This is a genomic window from Fictibacillus sp. S7 (assembly GCF_004127935.1).
Taxonomy (GTDB): Bacteria; Bacillota; Bacilli; order Bacillales; family Fictibacillaceae; genus Fictibacillus_C; species Fictibacillus_C enclensis.
In genome coordinates, this window is sequence record NZ_QJKL01000001.1 from 1,260,835 (window position 1) to 1,279,920 (window position 19,086).

The window sequence follows — 19,086 nt, forward strand, 5'->3', positions numbered from 1 at the left end:
CTTACATTGCCTCTTCCAAACCGGATTCACCCTTTCAAGTCTCTCGTACTTAGTTAAAAGGTGACCATTATGCAGCTGGATCGTTATCTGAAACGCCAAACATTTTATTAAGCAGTTCTGAGTCGTTTTCCCTGCCTGGCAGCACCAGGTTCAAAAACACTCCAATCAGCGTCGCAAGCGCCATGCCGGCAAGCTGAAGAGTTTCGGTGAACTGCAGGACAGCTCCGCCGATTCCGGTTACCAGGATAACGGATGCAATGATCAGATTTCGCTTGTTTCCAAAATCAATCTGATTGTCAATCAGCATTCTCAAACCGCTGGAAGCGATAATCCCAAACAGCAGGATGGATACTCCGCCCATGACCGGGGATGGCACTGAGCTGATTAGCGCTGTCACCTTACCGGAGAAACCGAAGCAGATGGCAGCCACAGCCGCACCGCCTATAACAAACACCGAGAATACCCTTGTAATGGCCAGTACTCCGATGTTTTCCCCGTACGTTGTAACCGGAGGCCCTCCGATCAGGGAACCAATCATGACCCCGATACCGTCTCCCAGGATGGAACGATGCAGACCCGGCTTCTCCAAAAAGTTCCGCCCTACCACTTTGCTCAGAACAAGCTGGTGGCCGATATGCTCGGCAATCGTTACGGTTGCCACCGGCATCATGATCAGTGCGATGGACCAAGTAAAATGCGGTGTGTAGGAGACAAATGGGAACATGAATTCCGGCGTATCAAACCAGCTTGCGGCTTTGACACCGGAAAGGTCCACCATTCCTCTGGATAGAGCAAACAGATAGCCTGAGATGATGCCGATGAGGATCGGGATAATTCCCAGAATCCCTTTAAAGTACATGGAACATACGATGGTTACTGCGAGAGTAAACAATGCCACCGTAAAGTGTGACAGGCTGTATGCTTTAGTTGCCGGATCATTCATGGCCATGCCCACCGCTGTGTTCGCAAGTCCCAGCCCAATGACGATGATTACTGGCCCAACAACGACTGGCGGCATAATCCTCATAAGCCATTTCAGCCCGCTCGTCTTGATAATCAAAGCAACCGCTCCGTAAACCAGACCCGCAAGAAAGCTGCCGAGCATTGCAGCTTCCGGGCCTCCGAGTGCTTTTACAGCGATGATCGGGGAGATAAAGGCAAAGGATGACCCCAAGTACGCCGGTATTTGGCCTTTCGTTACGAGAAGGTAGGCCAGTGTTGCCAATCCGCTCGATACCAGAGCAACCCCCGGATCGAGCTTTACAAGGAAAGGCACAAGCACTGTGGCCCCGAACATTGCAAACAAATGCTGCAGGCTCAAGGTCAGCCACTGATGAATCTTCGGGACATCCCGGACATCAAGCACAGCTGTTTGGTTATTTTTTTCATGGTTCTCTCGTTGTTTGTGCATGTTTTTTTGCATAAAAAATACCTCCTATGCCAGATAAGGAGGTGGGTTGAAGACACAGTCATGAAGAATCACCTGTGTTTCGGTCCTCCCTTGCTGGTCTCTCTGGACTCGTTTTTAAAGGGATGTGCATGTTTTATTTTTCGTGGATGGATACTTCGTCCGTGCCATCCACTTCCGCCAATGAAGCGGTGATGATTTCAGTATTAGAAGTTGGAACATTTTTTCCGATAAAGTCTGCCCGTATCGGCAGCTCCCTGTGCCCTCTGTCGATAAGGACAGCCAGTTGAATGGAAGCTGGCCGGCCAAGGTCCATAACGGCATCCATAGCTGCTCTCACGGTTCTGCCCGTATAAAGAACATCATCCACCAGGATGACTTTCTGATTGGTTATATCCGGGATGTCTGTTCCTTTTAGTTCCGGTTCAAGATTTTCCGTCTTTACTTTCAGGTCATCACGATACAATGTGATATCAATGTCCCCAACCTTTACGGCCTTGCCTTCGATGTTCTCGATCCGTTCGGCCAGCCGCTTGGCCAAAAACTCTCCCCGCGTTTTGATTCCGACCAATACGACATCATCGATTCCTTTATTCCTTTCGATAATCTCGTGGGCGATCCTCGTTAATCCCCTGCGGATGGCCTGATCGTCCATAATGACGGCTTTTTGCATGTTCTCCTCACCTACTCTGTAATTGGTTATGGCTTATCTTGCGCGAATGTCCTTTTGTTTACACAAAAAAGTCCTCTCGCCGTATAGACGAGAGGATATAGTTAGGCCTATAGCCTAATTCCGTTTTCCTTCTCAGCCTCACGGGACTGTGGTTAAAGGATCATTCAGTTGTTTATATTATTGCAGACCCAATGGGTCCTGTCAACCCATTTTTCGTCGAAGCTTGTCGAGCAGGGCTTCCATGTCTTTTGGAAGTGGTGCTTCAAATTCCATATAAGTGTCACGTCTTGGATGCTGGAAACCGAGAACTCCGGCATGAAGAGCCTGACCGTTGATGTCCAGTGTTTTTTTTGGGCCGTATTTCGGATCTCCTGCCAAAGGAAAACCGATATATTTCATATGCACACGGATTTGATGGGTTCTTCCCGTTTCCAGTTGACATTCAACAAGGGTAAATCCGTCATACCGTTCCAGGACGTTAAAATGAGTGACGGCGTCTCTGCTGTTTTCATCTGTAACGGTCATTTTCTGACGATCGGTCTTATCGCGGCCAATTGGTGCATCAATGGTTCCGCGATCATGAGGCATGACACCATGTACAATCGCTTTATATTTCCTTTTCGTTGTTTTTGCTTTCAACTGGTTTACCAGTGATTCATGGGCCATATCGTTTTTGGCGACCATAAGGAGTCCTGTCGTATCCTTATCAATACGGTGAACGATTCCAGGACGGAGTACGCCATTAATACCCGAGAGGTCTTTGCAGTGAGCCATAAGACCGTTTACGAGCGTACCTGTATAGTTCCCGGCGGCCGGATGGACAACCATTCCTCTTGGTTTGTTCACGACGAGTACATCGTGATCTTCATATACAATATCAAGATCCATTTCTTCCGGTACCACATCAAGTGGCGATGGATCGGGAATCGTAATGGAAACCACATCTCCTGTGCTGACCTTGTAATTGGTTTTGATTTGCTTACCGTTGACGGTGACATTTCCGTCTTTTACCCAGTTCTGAACCTGTGAACGCGACCAGCCCGGATCAACGGACGCAATGACTTTGTCAATTCGCTCGGATTGATGCTCTTCTTCAATGTTAACTTCTATGTGCTCCATTCATGTTCTCCTTTTTACTCTTGCTTTCCATTAGGGTTTGTATAAATATCAGAATCACCCCAATGACGAGGGCGGAATCTGCTACATTAAAAATCGGATAGTTATAGCTGCCTATTTTAACATCCAGAAAGTCCACCACTTCCTTGCGGATGATGCGGTCCAAAAAGTTCCCTGTGGCTCCGCCAAGGACCAATCCCAAAGCGAGACGCAAGAGCGGCTGGTGTTTGGCATGCTTTTGCATGTAGTAGATCACTGCAAAAATCACGGCGATGGTAATGATAATAAAAAACCACATCTGATTTTGCAGGATACCGAAGGCTGCCCCTCTGTTCCGGTGGGAGGTAATGTAAAAAACATTTTCAATCACAGTGATGCTTTCTCCAAAATGCATGTTCTTCACGATCATCCATTTTGTAACCTGATCCAGGCCAAGTACGAAAAGGGCCAGTATATAATAGAACACTCGATTTCCTCCGATTCCTTAGTATGTTCTTTCAAATTTTAGCACATGCAGAAGGATCCGCACAATGTAAAGGACAAAAATCTGCAAGCTTCGCTGAAGCCAAAAGAAAAAACTCCCTCCAAAGCCGCAAGCACGGCCGCAAGGAAGGAGCTTCTGTTCAAACTATTCTTTATCGTAATGGTTCGCTACAATCTCTGCACAAGACGGGCAAAGTGTAGGATACTTTTCATTTGTGCCGACTTCTGGAGATACGACCCAGCAGCGTTCACATGTTTCGCCTTCAGCGGGCTTAACGGAGACAGCAAGCTGATCATACTGAACCGCTTCTTCTGGTGCTGCGTCCTTTGTTCCTCCAATGCGCGCTTCTGAAACGATGAATAATTTATTGAGGTCTTCCACGTTCTCAAGCCAGGATTTCACGTCTGCTGATGGATAAAGGGTAATCGAAGCGGTCAACGATTTACCGATCACTTTCTCATTACGTGCTACTTCAAGGGCTTTTAGCACTTCATCCCGAAGATCCATGAAACGATCCCACTCCTTGACGAGCTCTTCTTCACCAGGATAGGAAACTGATTCCGGCATACTTGTTAATTGTACGCTTTCCTCTGTTACACCCGGGATATATTTCCAAACTTCATCTGCTGTGTGAGTAAGGATTGGAGCCGTAAGCTTCGTGATGGCCATTAGAGCTTCATACAGAACCGTTTGAATGCTTCTGCGTTTGATGTCATCTTCAGCCTGGATGTACAAGGTGTCTTTTGCAATATCCAGATAGAATGATGAAAGATCGATGGTACAGAAGTTATGGATCGCATTGTATACGGCCAGGAACTGATACTCATCATACGATTTTTTGACGCGGTCGATCAGTTTGTTTAGCTTCACAAGCATGTACTGATCAATTTGTCCCAGCTCTTCAAATGGAAGCGAGTTGGTTTTTGGATCAAAACCATTAAGGTTGCCAAGCAGGAAGCGCAGTGTGTTACGGATTTTTCTGTAGACTTCCGCCACTTGCTTCAGAATTTCGTCGGATACCCTGACATCTGCCTGGTAATCAACGGATGAAACCCAAAGACGGAGAATATCCGCACCCAGCTGGTTCATCACTTTGATCGGATCCATTACATTACCGATGGACTTACTCATTTTCCGTCCTTCACCATCGAGTACAAATCCATGGCTCAATACCGATTTATACGGTGCCTTGCCAGTAATCGCCACTGAGGTGGAAAGGGATGAGTTAAACCATCCGCGATATTGGTCAGATCCTTCAAGGTAAAGATCAGCAGGACGGGTAAGATCGCTGCGTTCCTCAAGTACGCTCCAATGAGAGGAACCAGAATCAAACCATACATCCATAATATCTGTTTCTTTCGTAAATCGGCCATTCGGACTGTGCGGAGAAGTAAAGCCTTCCGGCAGAAGATCTTTTGCTTCTCGCTCAAACCACACATTGGAACCATGCTCACGGAACAAGCCCACCACATGATTGATCGTTTCTTCGGTCATAATCGGTTCGCCGTCTTCACCGTAAAACACAGGAATCGGAACGCCCCATGCACGCTGTCTGGAGATACACCAGTCTTCACGGTCTTTGATCATGTTGAACAGTCTTGTTTCTCCCCAGTTCGGAATCCAGTTTACTTCTTTTACCGCATTCAGCATATCTTCTCGCATTCCTTTGATGGAAGCAAACCATTGAGCAGTTGCCCGGAAAATAACCGGTTTCTTTGTTCTCCAGTCATGCGGATAGGAGTGGGTAATGAACGATAATTTCAACAGTGCCCCTGCTTCTTCAAGCTTTTGAGTAATGTTTTTGTTCGCTTCATCATAAAACAGGCCTTCAAAACCAGGTGCTTCTTTTGTCAGGACTCCGCGGTCATCCACAGGGCAAAGGACATCCAGGTTGTATCGTTTTCCGACAAGGAAGTCATCCTCCCCGTGTCCTGGTGCTGTATGAACAGCTCCGGTACCTGCATCCGTGGTTACATGCTCTCCACACATCACCAGTGAATCACGGTCATAGAATGGATGCTTTGCCACCACATATTCAAGCTCTTTTCCTTTTACCGTTTGGAGAACAGAAACCTCGTTCCACTCCAATTCTTTTTGCAGCTGTTCCAGAAGTGCCTGGGCGACAAGAAGCTTTCTTCCTGCTGCCTCTACAACAACATAATCCAGATCAGGGTGAACAGAAATCCCAAGGTTTGCAGGAATTGTCCACGGTGTTGTGGTCCAGATCACGATGCTCACATCCTGATCCAGTACGCCTTTGCCGTCTTTTACCGGAAATGCCACATAAATGGAGGCAGACCGTTTGTCGTAATATTCGATCTCAGCTTCAGCCAAAGCAGACTCTGAGGATGGTGACCAATACACCGGTTTTAAGCCTTTGTAGATAAATCCTCTCTTTACCATCTCGCCAAAAACCTCGATCTGGCGGGCTTCATAGGCTTTGTTCAGTGTGATATACGGGTTTTCCCAATCACCGCGCACGCCAAGGCGTTTAAACTGCCCGCGCTGGCGGTCAACTTGTGTCAGAGCATACTCCTCACATTTTTTGCGGAACTCCGCTACCGACATTTCTTTCCTTTTGACTTTACCGCTTTTAGTTAAAGCCGTTTCAATCGGAAGTCCATGAGTATCCCAGCCCGGAACATAAGGTGCATTATATCCATTCATTGATTTGTAGCGGACGATGATGTCCTTTAAGATTTTATTTTCCGCATGGCCAACGTGGATATCGCCGTTTGCATATGGAGGTCCGTCATGAAGAATAAACGAAGGACGCCCTTTTGTATGTTCCTGAACCTTTTGGTAGATGTTCAGTTCTTCCCACTTCTCTTGTACCTGCGGCTCCCTTTGAGGCAGGTTACCCCGCATCGGAAATTCCGTTTTTGGCATCAATAATGTGTCTTTGTAATTCATTGTCATCCTCCTGTATCAATAAAAAAATCATTTCAAGCATACAAAAAGGCCTTCTCGTCACATAAAGGGACGAGAAGGCCACCCGCGGTACCACCCTAATAGGTTTTCAAACCATATTGAAAACCCGCTTTGTCGTCGTATCGTGAAGTAACGCCAGGCTTACTTTAATCCGTTCAGCTTGGAAACTCCGGGGTGATCTTCCGTACAGGCCATTTACCGGTCTTCCACCATCACCGGCTCGCTTTCTTCAAAATGGGTGCTGTTCGTACTTTCCCCTTCATCGTTTGCTCTATATGATAATCTTTTAAAAATTATATGCGCAGGAAGCTTAAACGTCAAGCGTTCTACTTCATCTCCAGTTCATATTCTTCCGCCGGGTCAGCCGGATGAAGGGCATCCCAGTCCTCATTCTTCAGCATTTCCAGCTGTGCTTCAATCAGCATGCGAAACCGTGTACGGTAGACCGAAGACTGTTTTTTCAATTCTTCAATTTCCATGGCGACTTTTCTGGATTTTGCCAGAGATTCATTGATGATGCGGTCCGCGTTCTTTTCCGCTTCCTTTACAATCAGCCTGGCTTCCTTGGTTGCACTTCGCTTAACTTCCTCGCCTGTTTCCTGAGCAACCAGAATGGATTTGTTGAGTGTCTCTTCGATATTTTTAAAATAGGAAAGCTTCTCTTCCAATTTTTCGACTGTCTCTTCAAGGTGTCTTTTCTCACGGATCACGAGCTCATAATCCTTAATCACCTGATCAAGAAAATCATTTACCTCATCTTCATTATATCCGCGAAATCCCCTTGTAAACTCTTTATTGTGTATATCTAACGGTGTTAAAGGCATTTAAGCCACCTCCACTAATGATGCTTTCTCTTATCTACCTAGTTTCGACAATCGTAATGCCATTCCTTCTATTGGGAATAAATTATTGTAAAACTCCATATTGAATACGCCATTTATCTTTTTTTGTTTTTCCTTCGATGGCCATAAGCTTGCTGCGCCCGAATCCTCTCACAGATAAATAATCACCCGCTTCGACCGGGAAAGACACCTCTTCGGTCACTCTCCAGTTCACTTTTACTTTTGAACTCTGAATGAGCGGGTTAACTTTGGAACGGGACAGATTGTAGATTTCCGACAAGACAACATCAAGCCTGAGGGACGATACGGTGCCCTCCCTTATTTCATAAGACTCTGTTGATTTCATCAAATCGCCTTCTGAAACTCTTTCAAGCTTTACGCCCGCTTTGCCGATGCGATCCACATTCAGCAGTACATAATCACTGATTTCTTCCGCTGCAATGAGCTGGAGCTTGTCCCCATTTTGGATGATGTCACCAAATTTCCCCCGCTTGATTCCGAGGTTCATGAGAGAACCAAGAACATCACGGTGTTCAATGCTGACGAATTTGGATGGATAGCGGACTTCCAGGATCGACACCTCAAAATCTTTGGGCTCGGGCTGGAAATAGGAAGGATAGATGAGGGCTCTTTTTCTCTCCGAAAAAGAAGAGCCTCCCCAAAACGAAAGAGAGGCTTCTGAATCCTTTCCGATGATGCTTTGGGCGATATCCTGCTCCCTCGGATCAAGAAAATCCGTCAGCTTGACCGAATACCGCTCCTCAGCTTCATCTTTCCATTGCAATACCTGATCAATAAAAGGATATTCTTCTTTGCGAAAATGCTGATATATACTCATTTTTCCACGCTGCCTTTAATATACGGACTGGGCGATCCAATTAAATACAATTCGAACACCGGCAGAGGCAAACGTTAACGCGAATAAGGCCACAATCGGCGAAATGTCGATCATGCCAAGCGGCGGAATGATCCTTCTGAAGGGAGCCAGATAGGGTTCTACAATTCTTGCTATGAATTGTCCGATCGATGATTCCCTTGCGCTCGGGAACCAGGACATTAATATGTACGCGATAATAACATACCGATAGATGCCGATAAGTTCAGTAATTAAATTTCCAATCTGGTAAACAACCAATAAATGCCACCGTCCTCGTTCTTATTATTCGCCTTCAAGCATTTCTGAAATCGAGCCGGATATATCTACATTTTCCGGTGTGCATAGAAATGTATTCGGACCTAACTTTTGAATGTCTCCTCCAATCGCGTACACGGTCCCACTTAAAAAGTCAACGATCCGCTTTGCCTGGTCATGGGGAATGCGCTGCAGGTTCATAACAACCGCACGCCTGTTTTTCAGTTGATCTGCAATATCCTGCGCCTCGGCATATACTCTCGGCTCAAGCAGCACCACCTTGGACTGCTGGTGAACACTTTGCAGACTGACAACATTCTGCTTGTTTTTTTTGCTGTGGGCAGGCATGGTTTCACCTTCTTCCATTTCCGCCCCGTTTTCTTCTACAACCTCTTCATATACATATTCGTCTTCTTCAAGATCGAAGAACCTCTTGAATTTGTTTTTTATACTCATGGATTGGCACCTCCTAAAATTCTTTGCCGACCAGGCTGGTCCCAATTCTGACGAAGGTTGCTCCTTCCTGGACAGCTATTTCGTAATCATTGGACATTCCCATGGATAATTCCGTGCATGGCGCATGCTCGTATTGCTTTGACTGGATGTCCTGCTGCAGCTGTTTAAGTGTTGAGAATACAGAACGAAGGATCTCTTCATTTCCGGTATGCGGCGCCATGGTCATCAGCCCGACAATCCGGATGTGAGGATACTCTTTTATTTTATCGACAAAACTGACAAGATCTTCAGCCGGCAATCCGTGTTTTGATTCTTCTTTGGATACATTAACCTGAATAAAACAGTTAATGGTCCGGTCTGCTCTTTTTTCAATTTCCTTGGCCAGGGAAAGCCTGTCCAGGGAATGGATATAATCGACATACGGAAGGATTTCCTTCACCTTTCTGGACTGAAGTGAACCGATAAAGTGCCAGGTGGCATCTCTGCCGAGGGCATTATGCTTTTCCAAAAGCCCTTCCTGGCGGTTTTCACCAATGTGTTCCACTCCGGAGGAGACTGCCTCCTGTGCTGTTTCTGTACTCACATATTTCGTAACTGCAATGATTTTAACGTCCTGTGGATTTCTGTTTTTTTTCTTGCAAGCTTCAGATATATTGTTTTGAATGACTGACAGATTCTGCTGGATATTCACTTTCTGCTCCTTTCAAACGACCGATGTAGCTCATGATTCTGCCTGCTTTTCCATTTTCCCTGCGGTGGGAAAAGAAGTGATGGTTGCTGCAGCTCGTACAATAGGAAGTTTCGATGATTCTGCTTTCATGAATTCCGGACTGAATCAGGATTTGCTTGTTGACTTCCCTGAGATTGAGCATGTAATGACCACCGCCTTTTGACTCATAGACAAGTGCCACCTTGTCTTTTGGCAGGACTTGCTGCACTCTTTCCATCACATAATCATCTACCTCGTAACAGCAGCTGCCAATGGATGGGCCCATTGCAGCAAAAATGTCATCAGACGGAACCCCTTCATTCTTTACCCATAAATCAACCATTTTAGCCCCGATTCTCCCTACTGTACCTTTCCAGCCTGCATGAGCAAGACCGACAAGCTGTCGGGAGGGACTCATAAAGAAAAGCGGCACACAGTCGGCGTATAAGGAAGTTAATAGCACGTCTTGTTCTGCTGTATATATTCCATCGGTGCCTTTTATTGCGCTTTCCAAGTCTTTTGCGCCTTTTCCGATATCCATTTTGGTCACTTTTTGGATCACCGAATCATGAACCTGTTCTGTCCCCACCCAACACTCTAGCGGGACATGAATGGCCTTACTCGCGCTTTGTCGGTTTTTCAGAACATTTGATGGATCGTCTCCAACATGGAACCCCATATTCAGGGAGGAATACGGAGTCTGGCTAAAACCATCATGCCGTGATGTAATTCCTGCTGTTAAACCGGGCAGCTGACTCATCCAGTCATCCAGTTTGAACAAGCTATCTTGCTGTACAAATGGTTCAGCTTTCAACACACACACTTCCTTCTGAAAATTTTCTCCTTTTACAAGGAATATTGGGTTATTATGCTATTTATTTTATCATAGAACGGCCATGTGCGTATAATGCTATTTATTTTTTCAGCTGGTCAAATGGCTCTTTAATATACTCTGTCGCTTCCTGGGCATCCATATAGCGAACAAGTATGACATCTGTTCCAATCTTCACGATATTTCGCCAAGGAATGACAATGTCGCTCTCCCTTGCGAAAAAGCCTAGCATCTTTCCCGGCCCCGGGATGATCAGAGCTTCTATTTTGCCTGTATTTAAATTTATTTCCAAGTCTGCAATGTGTCCAAGCTTTTTGCCGTTTGACATGTTCACAACGTCTTTGACCTGAAAATCAGAAATTTTGATCATGATATCCCCGCCCTTCTGTTACCACTATATGAGCGCGCAGTCCTTTTCATGTACAACAAACAGCCCGCTTGCATAAGCGGGCTGCGATTAACTGCTTTGAATATTTTTGTTCATTTGAGAGATGGCCGCTTTTTCAAGCCTTGATACCTGAGCTTGGGAGATTCCAATCTCATCTGCTACTTCCATTTGTGTCTTGCCCTGGAAGAATCTCATGGTCAGAATCATTTTTTCACGTTCATTCAGCCGGCGCATGGCCTCTTTCAGTGCGATTTCCTCAATCCATTGAAAGTCTTTCGCTTTATCATCAGAAATCTGATCCATTACATAAATCGGATCTCCGCCATCATTATAGATCGGTTCGAAAAGGGAAACGGGATCCTGGATGGCATCCAGGGCAAAAACCACTTCCTCCTTCGGCACATCAAGCACCTCGGCGATCTGCTGTGCTGTTGGTTCCCTGGAAAGCTTGTTCATTAACTGATCCCTTACCTGCAATGCTTTATAAGCAATATCACGAAGTGAACGGGATACCCGAATGGGATTGTTATCCCGCAAATATCTGCGAATTTCTCCGATGATCATTGGAACAGCGTAAGTGGAGAACTTTACATTCTGTCCCAGGTCAAAATTATCAATGGATTTCATGAGGCCGATGCATCCTACCTGGAACAAATCGTCTACAAACTCCCCGCGGTTGTTAAATCGCTGTATAACGCTCAGCACTAAGCGAAGGTTGCCGTTTACAAGCGTTTCGCGGGCAGTAGGATCCCCATTCTGCATTTTGGTGAACAGTTCACGCATCTCGGGGTTCTTTAATACTGGAAGTTTGGATGTGTCCACTCCGCAGATCTCTACTTTGTTTCGGGTCAATGGATTTCCCTCCTACCGGGAGTTTTTAAGTCAAAATCAGTATCTCCCCGGCAGGAATTTTTATGCAGCGGCACTGCATCGCCTTCAGTTAAAAAAACAGCAGCAATTCATGTATCTGTAAGGCGGATCAATATGGAAATATATTTCAAAATAAAAAAAGAGGCGGCTGCCCCTTTTTAAACCATTTTGTTGAATTCCTTTTGAAGCCGTTTGATGATCCTCTTTTCCAGTCTGGAAATATAGGATTGCGAAATTCCGAGCATATCGGCGACGTCTTTTTGAGTTTTTTCTTCTCCTCCGGAAAGCCCAAACCGGAGCTCCATGATCTGTTTTTCCCGGTCATTCAGAGTAAACAAGGCTTTTAGCAGCAATTTGCGATCCACATTGGCCTCTAGTCTCCTCGTAATAATATCCTCTTCCGTCCCAAGCACATCGGACAGCAACAGCTCGTTTCCGTCCCAGTCTACATTCAGAGGTTCATCAAATGACACTTCAGACCTCGTTTTATTGTTTCTGCGCAAATACATCAGAATTTCATTTTCTATGCATCGGGATGCATATGTAGCCAGTTTTATTTTTTTCTCGGGATTAAACGTGTTGACGGCTTTGATCAAACCGATGGTCCCTATGCTGATCAAATCTTCAATGTTGATTCCTGTATTTTCAAACTTTCTTGCAATATAAACCACCAACCGTAAATTCCGCTCAATCAGCAAGGATTTTGCTGCTTTATCCCCAGTAGGCAGCTTTTCCAGCAGAACGGCTTCTTCTTCCTTGCTAAGTGGCGGCGGAAGTGCCTCGTGGCCGCCAATATAGTGGATTTCCTCTGTTTTGATCCCCAGTTTCATTAACAGTTTGTACCACAATAGTGTCAGTCTCAGCCGGATTTTTTTCATGTTGCTCTTCTCCCCTCTCCCTAAAATCATAAGCGTTTGTCCACCATGACTGCTCTATGATGCAGCAATTTGTTCCATTCCGTTTGACATCACCTCAGGATGAACAATACAACTGAAATTGTTCTCACTGGACAGGCTTGTATAGCTAAGGCCAATCAGCACTTTTGTGCATGAAAACTCTCCTGCTCTGCTGTTGATCCTCACTTCATCAGGCTTTATGGCGGGAAGAAATTCATTGTCTTTCCCCACCGCACGAAACGGAACAATTCTCAACCGGGCTTCCCAAGGATGGGCACAGGCTTCACCGTCAGGAAATGCATGAATATCCTTTGAGAAAGAAATGATTTCCTCTGGAAAGTGCTTATCATGCTGATTCATATCCAGAATCATGACAGGGACCTTGGTGATCGGGTCATGAAGTTTATTTCCGCTGTCGATCAGGCCTGTCGCATGTATGGTGGTGTCATCCATGCGAATCTCCACCTGGACCAATTCGGTATAATGGAGTTTTTGTACCTTGATATCATCAACCCTCTTTTTTGAAAACAACCAGACTGCCGGAAATCCAATGCAGACAAACGCCCAGCTTAGCACGTCCCCCATTCCAGTCCCCTTCGTGGCCACCATCCCATTCATAATGGATAAATCACTCTGCAAAAAATAATGTGCGGCAAACAATCCCCCTCCGGTTACAAAGCTTACAAAGTAAAACATGGCAACATTTTTAAAAAAGTATGAGAACTTTTGAAACCCGAATGAAACGGCCATGATGAGGAGCGAAAAACCAAATTTAATCAATGGATGGTACATGCTGATTTCACTTGGAACGAAAAGCAGCAATACATACAAAGAACCGATCAAGGAACCTGTAATCAGTCTCCATTTTTGCATTTTTCGTTTTAACACCATCCCAGTAAGAACAATCAGCAGAAAATCGATGCAAAAATTAAGAAACCAAATGACATCGAGGTATAGTGCCATTTGTTTTCTCCTTTCCTATGAGATGAACCTAGTATAAAACAGGCATAACAGGAAGTCTGTCAATTCATGAGACAAGATTTCTTGTAATTTTAAGAGATTTTGTCACAATTTTTTTATTCATAACAGCAAAAAAAAACACCTTACTCATGGAGTAAGGCGTTCTTTAATCGTTCACTTTCCTGTTATCTTCTGCGATTTCGGTTACGGTTGCGCAGGAATGTAGGAATATCAAGCGTGTCCGCTTCATGCTGGGAAGGCGGAGCCTGTCTGCTTTCGTTAGTTACTTCCTCGCGCTGGCCGTTCTGGCTTGCCGGTGCTTTCGGAGGCTGCTGCTGAAATTTAGGGCGTTGAGCCTGTGCCTGCATAGCCTGCATGTTTTCTCTTTCATCAAATCCGGTAGCAATTACCGTAACCAGGATCTCATCTTTTAATTCCTCGTTAATCACGGAACCAAAGATCATGTTGACTTCAGGATCGGATGCTGTAGAAACAATATCCGCCGCTTCGTTGACTTCATAAAGGCTGAGGTTCGCCCCGCCAGTAATATTCATCAGCACGCCTTTTGCACCGTCGATCGATGTCTCAAGCAATGGTGAAGAAATGGCTTTACGCGCCGCTTCAGCTGCACGATTTTCACCTGTCGCAATCCCGATACCCATCAGTGCGGAACCTTTTTCCGTCATGATGGTTTTAACATCGGCAAAGTCAAGGTTGATTAGTCCAGGAACGGCAATCAGGTCGGAAATCCCCTGAACACCTTGGCGCAATACATTATCTGCTTCACGAAATGCTTCAAGCATCGGTGTGTTTTTATCCACAATCTCTAGCAATCTGTCATTTGGAATCACAATCAATGTATCTACTTTTTCTTTAAAAACGCTGATTCCGCCAATGGCTTGAGTGGAACGCTTGCGTCCTTCAAAAGTAAACGGGCGTGTTACTACGCCTACCGTCAATGCGCCCATTTCCTTGGCGATTTCAGCAATAACCGGAGCTGCGCCTGTTCCGGTTCCGCCTCCCATTCCTGCTGTAACAAAGACCATATCGGCTCCACGCAAGGCTTCTTCAACCTGTTCCCTGCTTTCTTCCGCCGCTTTTTTCCCGATGTCAGGATTTGCCCCGGCTCCCAATCCTCTTGTCAATTTGGAACCGATTTGCATTTTGATCTGAGCTTTAGAAAGATTAAGCGCCTGTGCGTCCGTATTGACGCAAATAAATTCTACACCCTGTACTCCATGCTCAATCATACGGTTAACAGCGTTGCTTCCGCCGCCCCCAACTCCGATTACTTTAATTGTCGCTAATGAATCCATGTTCATATCAAACTCTAACATGAGCGTTCCTCCTAATGACTAGTTAACCCTGTCTCTTATTCGAAAAATAAACCAAACCAGTTTTTCACTTTGGATTTCATGCCGCCTCCAGCTTTTTCGCTTTGCTTGGCGGGCTGTGGCTGTTTCTTGCGGTGCTGCTGGATTTCTGCACCCTCTGTAAGAGCAGAAGCGACCTCTTTACCCTGTACCTTAATATTTCGGTACGTAAACTGTATGAGACCGATTCCTGTAGTATATTGCGGCTCTCTCACCCCAATATAATCCGGCAAGGAAACTCTGACATTATTTTGGAAGATTTCCTGTGCCAGCTCAAGCAGGCCAGGCATGGCTGCTACGCCTCCGGTGATAACAAATCCTCCCGGAAGATCGCCATAACCTTGCCGAATCAGCTCTTCATCCGCCAATTCAAGCATTTCAGCGATACGTGCTTCAATAATTAAAGCCAAATCATACTGGCTGATTTCCTGTTCTGATGATGATCCGATTTGAGCTACTGAAAACGTTTCATCCTTGGACGCATGGTCCACAAATGCATGTCCATGTTTCAGTTTGATTTTTTCTGCATCTTCTGCCGTCGTCCTGAGGCCGATCGAAATATCTTTGGAAATGAATTCGCCGCCAAAAGGAAGGACAGTGGTCATCTGCATGGTGCCTTGATCGAAGACCGAGACCGTAGTGGAACCGCCTCCGATATCAATTAACGCCGTACCCAAATCCATTTCATCTCGTGTCAGGGCAATGGATGCAGTCGCCAGCGGTTCAAGGCAGATATCCGCCACCTGCAACCCGGCTCTTTCCACACACCTTAATAAATTATGTAATATGGTCTTGGATCCTGTTACAATTGTACCTTCCATTTCAAGCCTGACTCCAAGCATTCCGCGTGGATCAATAATTTCATCTGTACCATCTACAATAAACTGGCCAGGTATGACATCAATAATTTCCCGTTCAGGAGGAATTGAAACCACTTGCGCTGCATCAATCACACGTGCAATGTCTTCATCTCCGATCTCCCGGTCCTCGCTGGAAACGGCGACAACACCATGGCATGGCTGAAGCTGGATGTGGTTTCCTTTTACACCTACTATTACTGCATTAATCGGTATACCAAGCATTCGCTCTGCTTGATCTACCGCTTTTTTTATGGAACGAACTGTTTCATCGATATCAACAATAGATCCCTTTTTTATTCCTGCTGATTTTGAGTGACCTACACCAATTACATTAAAGGATTCACTGGTCATTTCTCCAATGATAACTTTAATATTGGATGTACCGATGTCTAAACTAACATAAATCTCATTGCTGTTCATTCTTTGGCACCTCCCTAAGTTTAAAATGTCCGTTATACAATATTCGTTTATCCGTTATGTAATTATATCGGTATACGAGTGGGTTAATTAAGAAATAAATTCCACAAACAAGGAATATTCCCTCTTTTTTTTCTTAAGTTTTTAAGAAAAGTTAACTCTTTTTTCTTGAATCGCTCCATTTCGAAATAACAAGCCGCCGAATGACAGCTATATTATTAAACAATCTCACGCCAAATGCAAATATAGCAGCTAAATATAAATCTATTCCAAGATGCACACCAAGATAAGCCAGTGCTGCAGCAAGCAAAATATTGAAGAAAAATCCGCTGATAAATACTTTATCTTCAAAGTTCCCCTGCAAATGGGCACGGATACCGCCGAACAATGTGTCCAGCGCTGCCAGTACTGCAATGGACAGGTAATTGGAATATTCGAGGGGAATACGTATCTCTGATAAAAACCCCAAAACCAAACCAATGATTAAAGCCAAGACCGGCAGCCACATTTACAATTCCTCCTTTGCCTGCTTCATGTATTTCACACGAATGGGTTTGTCATAAGCGGGCAGTGTCAGCTGGTTTTCAGGCTTTGAATCAATATAGAGGTTTTCCCTAACAAAGTCTTCGGCAGATTCTGAGGCAATAATCTTATTCTGAAGTTTCTGTGCATCATCAGACAGCACTTTTATCTCAATTGGGAAGGATGAAATGGGCTGGTTGTTAATATACGTTTCCCCATTTACCTCCCGGATGGGCGTGGTCGTGATGATCCGCTGTCCATCGACTGAAATATCTTTAGCATCATATCTGTTCAACTCATTGATTAACCTTCTGATTAATTCTGGATACACTTTAGGCATTTCACCCTCATTAAAGGGTTCGATGGTGATTACAATTCCTTGTCCGCTCACTTCTGTCAAACCTGCTTCTTCTTTTAAATCATCGAGGGCTTTTTGCATGGCCTCTATTTTTTCTTTCTTCCGTGATTGCTCATAATTGTCGAGCAGGGCCTGGTATTTCTTGATTTCATTATTCAAATCCTGCTGCCGCTGTTTTTCCTTTTCCAAATCCGCACGAAGCTCCCAGGTGTCTCTGGTGTCCCGTGTGACCGGATTGTTGGTTGTCTGAAACTGAACAGCAAGCATCAGGCCGAGCACACAGGCAACACCAGAAAACACTGCCCTTCTTTTTCTGTTCAATTTACTCATCCTTCTTTGCTTAAATAAGGATCCATTGTAATTTCATCCTTCTTTGCGATTCGAACCTCTACCCCATCATTGACCAGTTCATTGACGACAGAAAGGTTCAGGGATTTTTCAAGGACAGTTTTGTCGCCAATCGCCGTAATCGTAAACGGTGCCGGATACTGGTTTCCGTCCACACTGACTACAGGTCCGATGCAGCTGATATAGCTGGTATGGGATATTCTCTGCCCGTTGACCGCTACCGCTTCGGCACCAGACACGAGCATTTCATAAATGACGCTTCGAATATGTTCTTCATGAACGATATAATTGTTTGGATTTTCTCCTTCCGGAACATAGGAAGCATCCGATAAGGTCACTTCAATTCCAGGACCTTTAACTTTTATTCCGCCGGTTACTTCTCTCAATTTCTTCAAATCCTCCACAAGGTTAAACGATTTTTTCTCCTGATCGGCCAATTTGTTTTCCCGGTTTTGAATCTGAAGCTGGATTTTTTTTAATTCATTGTTTAACTCTCTGTTCGTTTTCTGGGTTTTCAAGATTTCACTGCGTAAGCTGTCTTCCTGTTTCCACTCGCTGCTGGTCTCATGTGTACCCGCTTCTTTCTTCGTCGTCTGGTAAGAATACGATAAAAAAAAGCCAGTCACGAGCATGATGATCGAAAAAAAAACGTACTTGCCAGTCGGTCTCACTCTTTCGGTGCCTCCTCATCGCCGTATTCGCGGAAGTACGTACTAATATCCATATTGATGACCCCTTTCCGATGCGGGCCAAGCTGCTGGACAATCGAAGGGTATTCCTCCATTTTTCGTGAGAAATGGCTGATGGAAGAACGGACCACGTAGCCATCCGTCATGTATAAAATGACTTTTTTGCCAGCCTTATCCTTGCTGTCCAAATGAATCTCGGAAATACGGTGTGCCACCCCCTGTGATAGTTTTGCCAGCTCCTTTGCCATTGATTTCAGCTGGCCTTTATCCTTCCAGTCCGCAATGATCGGTGCGTTTACAGGCATGAATTTCTTACCCATGGGAGCCAGTGCTTTACCGCTTTCCAACACAGGATAATATTTGCTTTTCTCCTCCAGGTAAGCCACTCTATGATATTCCTTCACTTGAATTTGGAGATGATTATAAAACGATTTATGTACTGCAACAGAGGAAATTTCCTGCAGTTTGCCAATATTTTTTTCGATATCTTTATCCGAAAGATTCAGGAAACTGGTATGGGGTTCGATTTTTCCGGCCTTGATAATCGCCTCGTCGCTAATATTTTCATTTCCGGTTACCGTTATTTTTTTTACATCACTGAAACTGGATTGAAAATAAACAAAAATCATGATCAGCAAAAAGAAAAGGGACAAGTAAATAACCATTCTTCTGTTCGTTTTTTGTTTCCGTTGTGTCTTTAATTTGGGAATACGGTCTTCAATCGGCACAACCTTATGCTTGTCCATGTCCTTCCCCCATGTAAATGCAAATAACTGAACACTTTCCTTATTATGGAAAGAGGAAGAAAAACAGCGTTTTGTC

At 44.9% G+C, this 19,086-nt stretch carries 21 protein-coding genes and 1 other annotated feature; all 21 genes read right to left on the reverse strand.

Annotated features, from left to right (window positions below):
- Positions 1–67: 67 nt before the first annotated feature.
- Positions 68–1,411: a solute carrier family 23 protein gene (locus DMO16_RS06365; protein WP_061971568.1), complete on the reverse strand. Its 1,344-nt coding sequence runs from the start codon at positions 1,409–1,411 to the stop codon at positions 68–70.
- 133 nt (positions 1,412–1,544) lie between these two features.
- Positions 1,545–2,081: a bifunctional pyr operon transcriptional regulator/uracil phosphoribosyltransferase PyrR gene (gene pyrR, locus DMO16_RS06370; RefSeq protein WP_061969299.1), complete on the reverse strand. Its 537-nt coding sequence runs from the start codon at positions 2,079–2,081 to the stop codon at positions 1,545–1,547.
- A 201-nt stretch (positions 2,082–2,282) separates the two neighbouring features.
- The gene (locus tag DMO16_RS06375) at positions 2,283–3,200 is read right to left on the reverse strand and encodes an RluA family pseudouridine synthase (RefSeq protein ID WP_061969297.1); all 918 of its coding nucleotides are present in this window, start codon (positions 3,198–3,200) and stop codon (positions 2,283–2,285) included.
- Complete coding sequence (gene lspA / locus DMO16_RS06380; protein WP_061969295.1) at positions 3,181–3,663, reverse strand: signal peptidase II; 483 nt, start codon at positions 3,661–3,663, stop codon at positions 3,181–3,183. The genes DMO16_RS06375 and lspA overlap by 20 nt, the downstream gene beginning before the upstream one ends.
- 162 nt (positions 3,664–3,825) lie before the next feature.
- On the reverse strand, positions 3,826–6,594 hold the full coding sequence (gene ileS, locus DMO16_RS06385) for an isoleucine--tRNA ligase (protein ID WP_061969293.1): 2,769 nt from the start codon (positions 6,592–6,594) through the stop codon (positions 3,826–3,828).
- A gap of 62 nt (positions 6,595–6,656) precedes the next feature.
- Positions 6,657–6,884: a binding site (T-box leader), on the reverse strand.
- Positions 6,885–6,938: 54 nt separating this feature from the next.
- Positions 6,939–7,436, reverse strand: coding sequence for a DivIVA domain-containing protein (locus tag DMO16_RS06390; RefSeq protein ID WP_061969291.1), 498 nt, complete (start codon positions 7,434–7,436; stop codon positions 6,939–6,941).
- 82 nt (positions 7,437–7,518) lie between these two features.
- A complete protein-coding gene (locus DMO16_RS06395; RefSeq protein ID WP_061969289.1) occupies positions 7,519–8,292 on the reverse strand; it encodes an RNA-binding protein in 774 nt (257 codons plus the stop codon).
- 15 nt (positions 8,293–8,307) lie between these two features.
- Entirely contained in the window at positions 8,308–8,589 is a 282-nt protein-coding gene (locus DMO16_RS06400) for a YggT family protein (protein ID WP_061969288.1), read from the reverse strand.
- A 24-nt stretch (positions 8,590–8,613) separates the two neighbouring features.
- Positions 8,614–9,042: a cell division protein SepF gene (locus tag DMO16_RS06405; RefSeq protein ID WP_061969286.1), complete on the reverse strand. Its 429-nt coding sequence runs from the start codon at positions 9,040–9,042 to the stop codon at positions 8,614–8,616.
- Positions 9,043–9,055: 13 nt separating this feature from the next.
- Entirely contained in the window at positions 9,056–9,733 is a 678-nt protein-coding gene (locus tag DMO16_RS06410) for a YggS family pyridoxal phosphate-dependent enzyme (RefSeq protein ID WP_061969284.1), read from the reverse strand.
- Entirely contained in the window at positions 9,687–10,565 is an 879-nt protein-coding gene (pgeF, locus tag DMO16_RS06415) for a peptidoglycan editing factor PgeF (protein ID WP_074440474.1), read from the reverse strand. The genes DMO16_RS06410 and pgeF overlap by 47 nt, the downstream gene beginning before the upstream one ends.
- Before the next feature lie 100 nt (positions 10,566–10,665).
- Positions 10,666–10,953, reverse strand: coding sequence for a YlmC/YmxH family sporulation protein (locus DMO16_RS06420; protein ID WP_061969283.1), 288 nt, complete (start codon positions 10,951–10,953; stop codon positions 10,666–10,668).
- 87 nt (positions 10,954–11,040) lie between these two features.
- Positions 11,041–11,823: an RNA polymerase sporulation sigma factor SigG gene (gene sigG, locus DMO16_RS06425; RefSeq protein WP_061969281.1), complete on the reverse strand. Its 783-nt coding sequence runs from the start codon at positions 11,821–11,823 to the stop codon at positions 11,041–11,043.
- 176 nt (positions 11,824–11,999) lie between these two features.
- Entirely contained in the window at positions 12,000–12,719 is a 720-nt protein-coding gene (sigE, locus tag DMO16_RS06430) for an RNA polymerase sporulation sigma factor SigE (RefSeq protein ID WP_061969279.1), read from the reverse strand.
- A 54-nt stretch (positions 12,720–12,773) separates the two neighbouring features.
- Positions 12,774–13,700 (reverse strand): sigma-E processing peptidase SpoIIGA, encoded by a 927-nt coding sequence (gene spoIIGA, locus DMO16_RS06435; protein ID WP_061969277.1) that lies wholly within the window; start codon positions 13,698–13,700, stop codon positions 12,774–12,776.
- A 182-nt stretch (positions 13,701–13,882) separates the two neighbouring features.
- The gene (ftsZ, locus tag DMO16_RS06440; RefSeq protein WP_061969275.1) at positions 13,883–15,034 is read right to left on the reverse strand and encodes a cell division protein FtsZ; all 1,152 of its coding nucleotides are present in this window, start codon (positions 15,032–15,034) and stop codon (positions 13,883–13,885) included.
- 35 nt (positions 15,035–15,069) lie between these two features.
- The gene (gene ftsA / locus DMO16_RS06445; RefSeq protein ID WP_061969273.1) at positions 15,070–16,350 is read right to left on the reverse strand and encodes a cell division protein FtsA; all 1,281 of its coding nucleotides are present in this window, start codon (positions 16,348–16,350) and stop codon (positions 15,070–15,072) included.
- 151 nt (positions 16,351–16,501) lie between these two features.
- Positions 16,502–16,855 (reverse strand): small basic family protein, encoded by a 354-nt coding sequence (locus DMO16_RS06450; protein ID WP_061969271.1) that lies wholly within the window; start codon positions 16,853–16,855, stop codon positions 16,502–16,504.
- Positions 16,856–17,548 (reverse strand): DUF881 domain-containing protein, encoded by a 693-nt coding sequence (locus DMO16_RS06455; protein WP_061969269.1) that lies wholly within the window; start codon positions 17,546–17,548, stop codon positions 16,856–16,858.
- 5 nt (positions 17,549–17,553) lie between these two features.
- Entirely contained in the window at positions 17,554–18,246 is a 693-nt protein-coding gene (locus DMO16_RS06460; protein WP_241840472.1) for a DUF881 domain-containing protein, read from the reverse strand.
- The gene (locus tag DMO16_RS06465) at positions 18,243–19,010 is read right to left on the reverse strand and encodes a cell division protein FtsQ/DivIB (RefSeq protein WP_164988868.1); all 768 of its coding nucleotides are present in this window, start codon (positions 19,008–19,010) and stop codon (positions 18,243–18,245) included. Before DMO16_RS06465 ends, DMO16_RS06460 begins: the two co-directional genes overlap by 4 nt.
- Positions 19,011–19,086 lie beyond the last annotated feature (76 nt).

What these genes read in the sequence shown, in the direction of transcription:
- DMO16_RS06465 (WP_164988868.1), bottom strand. Translation starts at nt 19,010, where the DNA reads ATGGACAAGCATAAGGTTGTGCCGATTGAAGACCGTATTCCCAAATTA.
- DMO16_RS06390 (WP_061969291.1), bottom strand. Translation starts at nt 7,436, where the DNA reads ATGCCTTTAACACCGTTAGATATACACAATAAAGAGTTTACAAGGGGA.
- DMO16_RS06375 (WP_061969297.1), bottom strand. Translation starts at nt 3,200, where the DNA reads ATGGAGCACATAGAAGTTAACATTGAAGAAGAGCATCAATCCGAGCGA.
- ileS (WP_061969293.1), bottom strand. Translation starts at nt 6,594, where the DNA reads ATGAATTACAAAGACACATTATTGATGCCAAAAACGGAATTTCCGATG.
- DMO16_RS06420 (WP_061969283.1), bottom strand. Translation starts at nt 10,953, where the DNA reads ATGATCAAAATTTCTGATTTTCAGGTCAAAGACGTTGTGAACATGTCA.
- DMO16_RS06395 (WP_061969289.1), bottom strand. Translation starts at nt 8,292, where the DNA reads ATGAGTATATATCAGCATTTTCGCAAAGAAGAATATCCTTTTATTGAT.
- sigE (WP_061969279.1), bottom strand. Translation starts at nt 12,719, where the DNA reads ATGAAAAAAATCCGGCTGAGACTGACACTATTGTGGTACAAACTGTTA.
- pyrR (WP_061969299.1), bottom strand. Translation starts at nt 2,081, where the DNA reads ATGCAAAAAGCCGTCATTATGGACGATCAGGCCATCCGCAGGGGATTA.
- spoIIGA (WP_061969277.1), bottom strand. Translation starts at nt 13,700, where the DNA reads ATGGCACTATACCTCGATGTCATTTGGTTTCTTAATTTTTGCATCGAT.
- DMO16_RS06450 (WP_061969271.1), bottom strand. Translation starts at nt 16,855, where the DNA reads ATGTGGCTGCCGGTCTTGGCTTTAATCATTGGTTTGGTTTTGGGGTTT.
- DMO16_RS06405 (WP_061969286.1), bottom strand. Translation starts at nt 9,042, where the DNA reads ATGAGTATAAAAAACAAATTCAAGAGGTTCTTCGATCTTGAAGAAGAC.
- ftsZ (WP_061969275.1), bottom strand. Translation starts at nt 15,034, where the DNA reads ATGTTAGAGTTTGATATGAACATGGATTCATTAGCGACAATTAAAGTA.
- DMO16_RS06365 (WP_061971568.1), bottom strand. Translation starts at nt 1,411, where the DNA reads ATGCACAAACAACGAGAGAACCATGAAAAAAATAACCAAACAGCTGTG.
- ftsA (WP_061969273.1), bottom strand. Translation starts at nt 16,350, where the DNA reads ATGAACAGCAATGAGATTTATGTTAGTTTAGACATCGGTACATCCAAT.